This window comes from Porphyromonas sp. COT-052 OH4946, assembly GCF_000765965.1.
GTDB lineage: Bacteria > Bacteroidota > Bacteroidia > Bacteroidales > Porphyromonadaceae > Porphyromonas > Porphyromonas gulae.
Genome location: NZ_JQZY01000030.1, coordinates 34,834 through 47,124 on the forward strand (window position 1 = coordinate 34,834; position 12,291 = coordinate 47,124).

Annotated in this window: 9 protein-coding genes and 2 tRNA genes; 7 read left to right on the forward strand and 4 right to left on the reverse strand. The window is 52.0% G+C overall.

From position 1 onward, the window contains the following. Window positions 1-125: 125 nt before the first annotated feature. The 3 genes from HQ50_RS09870 to HQ50_RS12725 all read right to left on the reverse strand — a co-directional run bounded on the left by HQ50_RS09870 (window position 126) and on the right by HQ50_RS12725 (window position 547). Window positions 126-199: transfer RNA gene (locus tag HQ50_RS09870), tRNA-Asn, on the reverse strand. A 22-nt stretch (window positions 200-221) separates the two neighbouring features. Further along, window positions 222-295, reverse strand: a tRNA-Asn gene (locus tag HQ50_RS09875). 177 nt (window positions 296-472) lie between these two features. Beyond that, entirely contained in the window at window positions 473-547 is a 75-nt protein-coding gene (locus tag HQ50_RS12725; protein WP_235285215.1) for a DUF1661 domain-containing protein, read from the reverse strand. Here HQ50_RS12725 and HQ50_RS12315 point away from each other — a divergent pair. The 7 genes from HQ50_RS12315 (at window position 516) to HQ50_RS09910 (ending at window position 10,747) form a co-directional block, all read left to right on the forward strand. Continuing rightward, window positions 516-782 carry a DUF1661 domain-containing protein gene (locus HQ50_RS12315; RefSeq protein ID WP_235315012.1) on the forward strand — a complete coding sequence of 89 codons (267 nt, stop codon included), beginning with the start codon at window positions 516-518 and terminating at the stop codon, window positions 780-782. The two genes, HQ50_RS12725 and HQ50_RS12315, sit on opposite strands and share 32 nt — an antisense overlap. A gap of 139 nt (window positions 783-921) precedes the next feature. Further along, a complete protein-coding gene (locus HQ50_RS09880; RefSeq protein ID WP_039430189.1) occupies window positions 922-3,495 on the forward strand; it encodes an ATP-dependent Clp protease ATP-binding subunit in 2,574 nt (857 codons plus the stop codon). A gap of 215 nt (window positions 3,496-3,710) precedes the next feature. Beyond that, window positions 3,711-6,722: a glycoside hydrolase family 3 N-terminal domain-containing protein gene (locus HQ50_RS09890; RefSeq protein WP_039430195.1), complete on the forward strand. Its 3,012-nt coding sequence runs from the start codon at window positions 3,711-3,713 to the stop codon at window positions 6,720-6,722. Window positions 6,723-6,769: 47 nt separating this feature from the next. Further along, a complete protein-coding gene (locus HQ50_RS09895; RefSeq protein ID WP_026292231.1) occupies window positions 6,770-7,798 on the forward strand; it encodes a histidinol-phosphate transaminase in 1,029 nt (342 codons plus the stop codon). Window positions 7,799-7,807: 9 nt separating this feature from the next. Beyond that, complete coding sequence (locus HQ50_RS09900) at window positions 7,808-8,578, forward strand: 2-phosphosulfolactate phosphatase (protein ID WP_039430198.1); 771 nt, start codon at window positions 7,808-7,810, stop codon at window positions 8,576-8,578. A 227-nt stretch (window positions 8,579-8,805) separates the two neighbouring features. Further along, window positions 8,806-9,885: an asparaginase gene (locus HQ50_RS09905; RefSeq protein WP_018965272.1), complete on the forward strand. Its 1,080-nt coding sequence runs from the start codon at window positions 8,806-8,808 to the stop codon at window positions 9,883-9,885. Window positions 9,886-9,937: 52 nt separating this feature from the next. Then, window positions 9,938-10,747, forward strand: a complete 810-nt coding sequence (locus HQ50_RS09910; RefSeq protein ID WP_039430200.1) for an MBL fold metallo-hydrolase — start codon at window positions 9,938-9,940, stop codon at window positions 10,745-10,747. Between the two features lie 122 nt (window positions 10,748-10,869). Here HQ50_RS09910 and HQ50_RS09915 read toward each other — a convergent pair whose 3' ends face one another. Next, window positions 10,870-11,841 (reverse strand): Gfo/Idh/MocA family protein, encoded by a 972-nt coding sequence (locus tag HQ50_RS09915; protein ID WP_039430202.1) that lies wholly within the window; start codon window positions 11,839-11,841, stop codon window positions 10,870-10,872. Between the last annotated feature and the right edge of the window lie 450 nt (window positions 11,842-12,291).

Genomic DNA, 12,291 nt, shown 5'->3' on the forward strand with positions numbered 1-12,291 from the left:
CTTCTTTACGCGCTGAAATCTCTACCGAACGGGCTGTGCGAAAACAAACGGCATATACCGCAGAGCTTCCTCTCCCATACAAAACAGACCGAAAACCCTCTCGGACTTTCGGTCTTGTTCGTTTGCTCTTCCTCTTGGACTTGAACCAAGGACCCTCTGATTAACAGTCAGATGCTCTAACCAACTGAGCTAAGGAAGAATAGAAAAACGTCTTGTGACTGCGCTTTCTCTTGGGCTCGAACCAAGGACCCTCTGATTAACAGTCAGATGCTCTAACCGACTGAGCTAAGAAAGCCTTTCGTTTTTCGTGATGCAAAGGTAGTGGATTATCCCAAACTTGCAAGAGGTTCCGCAAAAAAATTACAATCCGACATTACAACCATCTCGCTACCCCATCCGTTGGGGCATCTCATCTGTATTCATGACAGAGAAAGAGCTGCCACCTCCAAACGGTTTAGGCTCGTGAATTTTCTCATTCCATGCTCCGAAAAACGTGGCGCGAGATTTTTTTCGCTGTGGCTCGAGAATTTTTTACTTCCCGCGCCACAGCGAAAAATTTTACGCGCGTGTTTTTCAGGATTTACGAACCGCAATCTCGGCATTTTCGGTTCGACAATCAAATTTCCAGCAAACCGCAGACTTCGGCTCACTCCCTATGCAATAGCAGATCTGTGACTGTGGATTCATCCGGAGGTAAAAAGCTTTTTTCTTATTATCTTTCAAGAACGGGAAGTCTGTGCCGAGCGATCGGTATAAGTTCTTCCCGGCCTGTTGGAGACTGAGGCCTGTCAGCCAATCGGGCTTTCGCATCGGTCATTATGACAGACGAGGAGGCATTGAACACCCGCCAAACGGCCATTGTTATGCCTAAAGGGATAAATCCGAATCCTGCGGCACGATAATTGCAATACGTATTTAGAGATGGCATACGACTTTACACAAACATTCCGCAACAGTCTGGAGTACAGCTATCAGGAGGCAACCCGTCTCGGCGTCGTAGCCGTGACGCAGGATATGCTCGTACTCGGTATCATTCGCGACGGAGACAACGGCGCGATCGACATCATGCGGCACTATGGGATCAACCTGTACGAACTCAAACGGTTGATCGAGTTGGAAGCCATCGCCGAGAGTTTGCCTGCTTCGCCCGAGGGATTGCCCATCTTCACCCCTTCGGCTCGGGAGGCTATCAATGATGCCACAGACATCTGTGCCGACATGGAAGACGAGGCCGTCAGCCCGGTCCATCTGTTGCTGAGTATTCTCAACTCGACACAGGAGAGCTTAGTACAAAAGATATTTATGAAACAAGGTATAAAATACGACACCATCCTGTCGGATTACTTCGGACAGCGCAGCCCCTCCGAAGGAGAGACTCCTGCCGAAACGGAGATCATCGACGGGTACCAAGACAACGACTTCGACGACGAAGAGGACGACGCCTCTCTGCCTCCGGGCAACAGCGGCCCCACCGGCGGCTCCGGCGATGCTCCCGAACAGAGCTTCGGCGGAGGCGATACGACTACCACGACACGGAGCGGAGGCGATACGCCTGCCTTGGACACCTTCGGCACCGACATCACCGCCATGGCAGCAGCAGGCAAGCTGGATCCGGTAGTAGGTAGGGAGCAGGAGATCGAAAGGGTGATACAGATCCTGAGCCGGCGCAAAAAGAACAATCCGGTACTCATCGGCGAACCCGGTGTGGGCAAGAGTGCCATCGTGGAAGGACTGGCCGAACGCATCGTGAACAGGAAGGTGAGCCGCATCCTTTTCGACAAGCGGATCATCAGCCTCGATCTGGCTCAGATGGTAGCCGGCACCAAATATCGCGGACAGTTCGAAGAGCGACTCAAAGCCGTACTCGATGAGCTGAAGAAGAATCCGCAGATCATCCTCTTCATCGACGAGATACATACCATCGTGGGAGCAGGTTCTGCCGCCGGATCGATGGATACGGCCAATATGCTCAAACCCGCTCTTGCCCGTGGACAGGTGCAGTGCATCGGAGCCACTACGCTGGATGAGTATCGCAAGAACATAGAAAAGGACGGAGCACTCGAACGCCGCTTCCAGAAAGTGCCGATAGCCCCTTCGACAGCAGAGGAAACGCTGACCATCCTGCAAAACATCAAAGAGAAATACGAGGACTATCACGGCGTACGCTATACGGACGAGGCCATCAAAGCAGCTGTGGAGCTGACCGATCGCTATGTGTCCGATCGCTTCTTTCCGGACAAGGCCATAGATGCCATGGACGAGGCCGGCGCGAGCGTCCACATCACTAACGTAGTGGCACCGAAAGAGATCGAACTATTGGAGGCCGAACTGGCTTCGGTGCGGGAGAACAAGCTCTCGGCCGTAAAGGCTCAGAACTACGAATTGGCCGCATCCTTCCGCGATCAGGAGCGACGCACTCAGCAGCAGATAGCGGAAGAGAAGAGGAAATGGGAGGAGCAGATGGCCAAGCATCGCGAGACGGTGGACGAGAATGTAGTGGCGCACGTAGTGGCGTTGATGACAGGCGTTCCGGCCGAGCGGCTGAGCACGGGCGAAGGCGAACGTCTGCGTACGATGGCAGATGACCTCAAGACCAAAGTAGTAGGTCAGGACACAGCCATCGAAAAGATGGTGCGTGCCATCCAGCGCAATCGTCTGGGACTTCGCAATGAAAAGAAACCGATCGGATCTTTCCTTTTCCTCGGCCCCACAGGCGTGGGCAAAACCTATTTGGCCAAGAAACTCGCCGAATACCTGTTCGAGGATGAGAATGCGATGATCCGGGTGGACATGAGCGAGTATATGGAGAAGTTCTCCGTATCGCGTCTGGTGGGAGCACCTCCGGGATATGTGGGCTATGAGGAGGGCGGCCAACTCACCGAGCGCGTAAGACGCAAGCCCTATTCCGTGGTTCTCTTGGACGAGATCGAAAAGGCCCATGCCGATGTCTTCAACCTGCTTCTGCAGGTGATGGACGAGGGGCAGCTGACCGACAGTCTGGGACGGCGCGTGAATTTCAAGAATACGGTGATCATCATCACCTCCAACGTGGGTACACGCCAGCTCAAAGACTTTGGGCAGGGCATTGGGTTCCGTTCGGACAAAGACGAGGAAGCGAACAAGGAGCACAGCCGTTCTGTGATCCAAAAAGCACTAAACAAGACGTTCAGTCCCGAATTTCTCAACCGTTTGGACGACATCATCCTGTTCGACCAGCTGGGCAAGACGGAGATTCGCCGGATGGTGGACATAGAGCTTAAAGCCGTCTTGGCGCGCATCCATCGTGCCGGATACGACCTCGTTCTTACCGATGAAGCCAAGGATGTGATAGCGACGAAGGGATACGACCTCCAATATGGAGCACGACCGCTCAAGCGTACACTCCAGAACGAAGTGGAGGATCGCCTCACGGATCTCATCCTCTCCGGACAGATCCGGAAAGGACAGACGCTTACGCTCTCGGCTTCCGACGGGGAGATCGCCGTACAAGAGTAGGCATAATACAACTTTCTCTACCTTTTTTCTCTTTTGAGTGAAGGAGGCGGCAACGGAAGCAATGCTTCTTTTGTTCGTCTCCTTTCTTTTTCGGGTATGAGTGCATCCCTCAGTCGGCCGACGGCTGCCCCCGATGCACGACATAGGGAGAAAGCACCGTTGCACAGGGTCTGCAAGCTCGGAGCAGGCCGCTTTTTTGTGTACATTTGTAGGGTATGAAACGATTTCTTTTCTCCTCCATCACAATACTCTTTCTGTCGGTGCTGTACACTGCCATGACACCGCCTCGTACGAACAAGGGTACAATGCGTGCCGTACAGTCGAAGGACTATCCCTTTCTCCTCTTCGAGGGGATCGACGGTAAGGATGTTGATCGGTGGGTCGAAGACCGAATCAAGAACATGAGTACAGAGGAAAAAGTAGGCCAACTGCTCATGCCGATCGTTTACCCCTCTTTGCAGGGAGAAAAAGTAAAGCAAGCCGAACAACTGGTGCGCTCCTGCCATATCGGGGGTATCCTCTTCCAAAAAGGAACACTCTCGGAGCAATACACGATGACTCGCCACTTGCAGGAAGCTGCCCGCATCCCTCTGCTGATAGCACTGGACGGTGAGTGGGGTTTGCACATGCGTCTGAAAGATGCCCCACGCTTCCCTCGCAATATGGGCTTGGGACACCAAAAAGACAATCAGCTCCTTTACAACTATGGTCGGGAGGTAGCGCGCCAATGCCGGCTGATGGGGATTCATGTCAATTTTGCCCCGGTGCTGGACGTGAACAATAATCCGAAGAACCCCGTTATCGGTACGCGTAGTTTCGGCGACAATCCACGCCAAGTGGCGGAAAGGGGAGTCGCCTATGCACAAGGTTTGGAGGACGGTGGCGTAATGGCAGTGGCCAAGCATTTCCCCGGGCATGGCAATACGATGGAGGATTCGCACAAGACCTTGCCCACGGTCTTTGCCTCCCGAGAGGAATTGGACAAGACCGAATTGTTCCCCTTCAAGGAGTTTTTCCGAGCCGGTCTCAGTGGAGTGATGACGGCTCACCTCAATGTCCCGGCATTGGAGGCGAAGAAAAATACACCCTCCTCTCTCAGTCATGCCATCTGCACCGATCTGCTCCAGCGGGAAATGGGCTTCGAGGGGCTGATCTTTACGGATGGGCTGGCCATGCAGGGGGTACAGAGCGCCGGTTCGCAGCCGATCTCGGTTCGTGCCATATTGGCCGGCAACGATATTCTCCTCGGTCCCGTAGACCCGGCCAAGGCTTTTTCTGAAGTGCTCGCTGCTGTAAAAGACGGGACGATAAGCAACGATTTGCTGGACAAGAAATGTCGCAAAATTCTGGCCTTCAAGTATGGGCTCATTATCCGCAAGGAACTGCCCAAGGAAAAGGCCGCGGAGAAGGTGGTACGGCAGGTAAACAACCGTGAAGCGGAACGGATGGCAGAAAACCTCTGGCTGGCGTCTATTACGATTCTCAAAAACAAGAAGCAGTTCCTCCCCCTCTCGGAGGGAAACCGTATTGCATGCGTCGATCTGGATGGTGCAGCCACCAATACTTTTACACAAGAGCTGGGGCTTACGAGCAAGGACTGCTATTCCTATACCAAGGGCAGCAGCAGTACGCGCACACAAGAGCTGCTCTCCAAACTCAAGGGGTACGATGCTGTGATCGTCACGGTTCGGCACACACAGCCGGATCGGGCAAGAACCTTTCTCCACCGGCTGACGGAACAGAACCACACTGCCATCGTCTTCTTCACATCGCCCTATGTAGCCGACAGGATTCCGGCGGCTACGGACAAAGCACGGGCTATAGTCGTGGCATATGAAAACGTAAAGGAGGCTGCTCGAATGGCAGCTCGCAAGATTCGGGACAGAGTTGTGGTATCCTCAGGTGGTGAGATCCCGGTTGTTCCGGAAGAGGAGGAGACCGATCCGACTGCGAACATGATGCCACCGACCGAATCCCACTCCTCTATCATCCCGATGCCGGCGGTAGACCGCATAGCGAAAGAAGCCCTAAGGCAAGGAGCTTTCCCCGGTTGTCGTATCCTCGCTGTCCATCGGGACAAGGTGGTATATGACAAAAGCTTCGGCACCCTCGACGGATCTGCACACGGAGGCAAGGTATCTTCTTCCACCATCTACGACTTGGCATCCGTCACCAAGATCGTAGCCACTACTCCGGCTGTGATGCTACTGGTTCAGGATGGGAAATTGAAGCTCAGTGACCGGCTCGGAACGCTATTGCCTCGCTTTGCCGGAACAGACCTCAAAGACATCACCGTACAGCAGCTTCTGCTTCATGAAGCAGGCCTTCGGCCATCGGTCAATTTCTACGAATCCCTGATAGACAGTAGCAGTCTGGACGGCAAGTTGCTCTCTCCCCGGCGGAGTTCGGGATGGGTTCGAGTAGATACCAATATGTGGGGCAATCCGTTCTTCGGATTTCGCTCCGATCTGGTCTCCGGACAATTTCGGCCGGACTATCCGTTTCGTTTTTCTTCCAATCTGTACCTGTCCAAAGAGGTCAAAGAAATTGTCCTCAATACGATCGCTTCTACTTCTCGCAATGGTGTCGGACGCTACAGGTATTCGGATCTGGGGTTCATCCTGCTACAGCAAATTGTGGAAAAAGTGTCGGGCAAGAGCTTGAATGTCTTTGTCGAAGAACGCATATTCCGCCCCATCGGAGCCGGTTCGCTCGGTTATCTTCCACTCGATAAGTATCCCGTTTCGCGCATTGCACCGGCACAGAACGACAAATTTCTACGTAAAAGCATCGTCCGCGGTACAGTGGACGACGAAGCTGCCGCATGCCTCGGAGGCGTGTCGGGCAATGCCGGTACTTTCGGCACGGCAGAGGATGTAGCGCGCGTGTTGGACATGTTCCTTCACGAAGGCAGCTACAAAGGCCGCAGAATCATTGACCAAAAGGTCTTTCGACAGTTCATCACGACTCACGGCAAGGGCAACAGACGTTGTCTCGGGTTTGACAAAGGTCGCGCAAGCATGGCGGAATCGGCTTCCTCCTCTACCTACGGCCATACGGGATTTACGGGCACCTGTGTTTGGGTCGATCCCGAGAACGAACTTATCTTTGTATTCCTTTCCAATCGAACTTACCCCAATCGGCTGAATAAGACACTGATGACGGCAAGCGTACGCCCAAGGCTGCATCAAGCGATATACGAGGCTTTGGGAATAGCGGAGCAATGAGACCGGAACAAAATAGAAACCTACAATATAGAGAAGGAGACAGAACTATGATTTTTGGACATGGAGATGAAGGCGTTACACCCTTATCAGGCAAAATAATCAACTTCAGTACCACTGTCTGGACAGATGGCGATAAAGATCATCTGGAGAAACATCTGGTAGAAAACCTCAACTGTATTCAGCACTACCCCGAGCCGGATGCCGGTACGCTCAGGCAGATGCTCGCCAAGCGGAACAGTGTGGATAATAACGCCATACTCGTGACCAACGGACCCACGGCGGCCTTCTACCAAATAGCACAGGCATTCAGAGGGAGCCGAAGCCTCATAGCCATTCCTTCTTTTGCCGAATATGAAGATGCTTGTCGGATGTATGAGCACGAAGTCTGCTTCTATCCTTCTAATGAGGATATAGGCGAGGCTGATTTTTCCAATATAGATTTCTGCTGGCTTTGTAATCCGAACAATCCCGATGGCAGACTGCTGCAGCGGATAGAGATCCTGCGTCTGCTCAACGATCATCCTGACACGACATTCGTCCTCGACCAGTCCTATGTATCGTTTACGACCGAGGAAGTGATTCGTCCGGCCGACATCAAAGGACGAAAAAACCTTGTCATGGTCTATTCCTTCAGTCATGCCTACGGGATACCGGGACTTCGTATCGGCTACATCGTGGCCAATAAGGATTTTATGAAGCGTGTAGCTGCTTTCAGTACCCCGTGGGCGGTAAATGCACTGGCTATAGAGGCTGCCAAATTCATCCTTATCCATCCTGCACAATTTACTCTGCCGATCCGCAAGTGGCAACGCAATACGGTAGATTTTATCACAGCCCTGAATCGCCTCGATGGCGTAGAAGTACATCCTTCCGGTACCACGTTTTTCCTCCTTCGGCTGAAGAAAGGGACTGCAGCCGAACTGAAAAAATATCTGTTGGAAGAGCATAATATGCTGATTCGGGATGCTTCTAATTTCCGTGGTCTCGACGAATCCTACGTCCGAATCACTACGCAGCGACCTGCTCAGAACCAGCTTTTCATCAAAGCTCTGGAGACATTCCTCGAGAAATACTAAGAGTAGCAGATGCTGCAGATCAGTCTCTGTCCTTCTCCCGTACTCTATCCATACTACAAGACGGAGCAAGAAGAGTACACGGTTGTCATCGTGGATATATTCCGTGCCGGCACCACGATTACGACGGCACTGATGAACGGTGCCGCAGGCATCATCCCGATTGCAACCGTCGAGGAGGCGGAAATCTATGCCAAGAACGGCTTCCTCGTAGGAGGTGAGCGAGGAACGAAGCGATTGCCTTTCGCGCATTTCGGCAATGCTCCCGAAGAATATACTCGCCGGGCGGTAGAGGGGAAACAGCTCGTACTATCGACGACCAACGGCACCCGTGCCGCCGACATAGCTGCCGGAGCCTTGCACGTTATTATCGGGGCTTTTATCAATCTGGAAGCTGTCGCTCGCTACTGCATCGCCAAGCGGAAGCCAGTCATGGTACTGGCTTCGGGCTGGCAAAACAGGATGAGTACGGAGGATTGTCTGTTCGCCGGTGCTTTGGCTGCTACGATCGTCCGGCTTGGAGAGGAGGTCATTTGCGAAGACGGAGCTTCAGTTTTCCAAGAACTCTGGGGTAACTACAACACGCATGAGAAGCTGACGGCATACCTGAGCCGGCGAGATCATTACGAACGCCTGCGCGCCAACAATCTGGAGAGAAGTGTTCCCTATTGCACTTCGCTCAATCTCACAGAAATTGTTCCCGAACTGACCTTCAAAATTCCTGCCGCATCAATGGATTGCCCGGCTAACCGGCTCTTCCTACCCGTCACCCCACCTTTCTGAGCCATCCGACAAATCTTATCGGAGTACGGCATCTTTTTCCACCGCAAACCGTTCCATTTCCTCTCCACGCTCCACTAATTTGCAAGAAGTGGCGCCGTAAAGCATGCTCTGAACGAGCTTTTATTATCTTTGTGCACCGGCCGTATCCAAAGCCATAGTCCGATGGCTGCGCGATCTTGGAAGCCGGCAGGAAAAAACCGCCACCGTTTTGTTTAGCTCACCACATAATGCAAACTAAATCTGCTTCAGGACGTTCTGCGATTCTCCTCATATATACAGGGGGGACAATCGGCATGATTGAGAATCCGGAGACGGGAGTATTAGAAGCTTTCGACTTCAAATATCTGGAAACCAATGTGCCGGAACTGAAAAAATTCGGTTTCAAAATCGACTCCATCCAGTTCGATCCTCCTATCGACTCGGCTGCTATCTCACCGGACTTATGGGTGAGGCTGGCCGAAACTATTCGAGAGAACTACCGGACTTACGACGGTTTCGTCATCCTCCACGGCACAGACACCATGGCCTATACGGCCTCTGCCTTGAGCTTTATGCTCGACGACTTGCAGAAGCCTGTAATCCTGACCGGATCACAACTACCTATCGGCACCCTTCGGACAGACGGAAAAGAAAACCTCATTACCGCCATCGAAATCGCAGCAGCGAAGCAAAACGGCTATGCTCGTGTGCCGGAAGTTTGCATTTTCTTCGACAATTATCTCATGCGTGGCAATCGCACTTCGAAAGTCAGTGCGGACCAGTTCGAAGCCTTTGCTTCATACAACTTTTCGCCTTTGGCCTATGCCGGTATCGACATTCGGTACGAAGATACTCTGATAGCCGACCGAGGGGCAGATGCTGCTCTCAGTGTCCACACGGAAATGGACAGAAACGTTGTCATCCTGAAAATATTCCCCGGCATCACACGCGAAGTGGTGGAGAGCATTCTCGGTATCTCCTCACTGAAGGGTGTAGTCCTGGAGACATACGGTAGCGGCAATGCCCCCATGGAGCCGTGGTTTCTGGATGCTTTGGAGAAGGCTGTTCAGCGTGGACTCGTCATCGTCAATGTCACCCAGTGCGTATCGGGCTATGTGGATATGCATCGATACGAAACGGGGCATCAACTCGAAACCATCGGGCTTATCAGCGGTTATGACAGTACGACCGAGTGTGCCATCATCAAGCTCATGTATCTGTTCGGACGCGGATATACACCGGAGCGTGTAAAAGCAGAGATGAAACGCTCTCTAAAGGGAGAAATAAGCGTAGGAGAAGAGTACGAAAACAACAAATGCCGATGCTGATCTCCTCCAACCGAACTGTCAGAACAAAGAGCAAAGGAGAACGGAAAGCAAGATGATCAAATTCATGAGTATCGCCAGTGGCAGTAGTGGCAACTGCTACTACCTCTCCAATGGCAATCAGGCACTGCTTATCGACGCAGGCATTCCATTACGAACCATTTCCAAAGCCCTTAAAGATCATCAGATACCCATCGAAGGGAATGTAGTGGGCGTATTGGTTACGCACGACCATGCCGACCATATCCGGACTATCGGCTGCCTGGGAGAAAAATTCCATCTGCCCGTGTTCGCCACGGAAAGAGTGCATAATGGGATCAATAGCAGTAGATACGTGGATCACCTCCCGCTCCTTTCACGGCGCAATATCATTCAGGAAGAAACGTTCCGGCTGGCCGGATTCGATATAACAGCCTTTCCCATCCCTCACGATGCCACAGAAAATGTGGGCTACCATATTACGGTTCCGGGCTTCAGCTTCACCCTCTGCACAGATGTCGGACACATCACCGACACCATCTCTCATTATGCTTCCAAAGCCGATTACCTCGTCATGGAAGCCAACTACGACTGTGAGATGCTGCTAAGCGGACCCTATCCGGAGTTTCTGAAAGAACGGGTATCGGGGCCGAACGGACATCTGAGCAATCAGGAAACGGGCGACTTCCTTGCACGAACTTTCCATCCGGGGATGAAACACGTATGGCTGTGCCACCTGAGCAAGGACAACAACCACCCCGACTTGTGCTGGAAATCCATCGAATATCGCCTATTCAATGAAGGAATCCGTGTCGGAAAAGATATGGAACTCACCGTACTCAAACGTACATCCCCCTCAGCCCTGTATACTCTCTTGGAGGATTGATCTCCGGAGACTCCTTCCCATTTCTCTCGCTTCGCATACTACGGCCGATAAGCTCTCTCCCCATAACAGATTGTTACAGGAGCAAGGGTGAGCGGATCATAAGATTATAGAAATCCCTTTTTTCAGCGTCTCCATCCGAAAGGATGAGAGGCCAGAGGCAAACGTGCGAAGGGATGGTATTCGCCCTTCAACCCTACGGGACAAGCATTGCGAATGTCATGGACGATCTGAATACTGTTGCGAGCCTCGTCCAAACCGAAACCTTCGCCGGCCAAAATCCGCCGATAACTCTCGGTGTGCAGCTCTGTAAATCCTTCGCTGAACTCGAATGATTCGCCGTCTATTTCTATCGTACGAAAGGTTCGCTTCTCTCCCTGTACGGCATTCTCGGGCAGAAGCTCTTCATTGATCGAGAGGAAGTAACGCACACGGGCGCGCTCCAATTCCAGATAGCCGGCAGCCCTGTCATGCTCATACACATGTACGATATTGTGTCGGACACTGCCGAAAATCCACGACAGCATATCGTAGAAATGGACACCGATATTCGTAGCTATGCCGCCGCTCTTACGCTCGTCTCCCTTCCAGCTCGTATAGTACCAATTGCCACGCGAAGTAATATACGTCAGCGTGACATCATAGATCTTGTCGGCCGGTCCGGCTTCGATCTTTCTCTTCAGAGCCACGATCGACTCATGGAGTCGCAGTTGAAGGATATTATAGATCCGATGCCCCGTCTCTTGCTCGATCTCCTGCAAAGCGTCTATATTCCAAGGGTTGAGCACCAAAGGCTTCTCGCATATCACATCTGCTCCAAGCCGCAGGCCATAGCGACAATGGGCATCGTGCAGATAGTTCGGTGTACATACGGACACATGGTCGATAGCCTGATCGGTCCCTCGCAGCTTGGAGTTGTGACGGTCGAACAGTTCTTGCTCTGTAAAGAAGGCAGCTTTCGGGAAGTAACTGTCCATGATACCCACACTATCGAACTTATCCATAGCCGATACCAAGCGATTGCCCGTATCCTTGATGGCGCGAAGATGGCGCGGAGCGATATAGCCGGCCACACCGATGATGGCAAAGTTGTGCATTGTCCTGTTCCTCATTATATCCGATCAGAAACATCCTGATCCGGACAAAGGTAAGGAGTAAAGGCGAAAAACTCTCTCGCTTTTCTTGCGTGATTGTATTCGCGCTCTATCGGGAAAGAAAAGGCGGGGGTCGCCGGCATCTTACAGCTGATCGGATTAATCGTCACGTTTCCCCAGTACCATTGCCAATAACCCGAAAACGGGTGTGTCGAATTTGTTTTTCGATACACCCGTTTTCAGCTTTCTCTTGGCTCCTCTGTTAAAAACGAGAAGGTGCGCCGGAAGATAATCTCGACACACCTTCTTTGCATAATGCAGACTGTAGCTTCTTTGGGAACGAGGATTATAACTCTATATAGTCGTCCCTTAAAATTCTTTTTAATCTCTGATATTCAGCAAATTAGTTTGCGAATATCTTTGCTAAATCTGCAAGTTTTCTTATCTTCATAG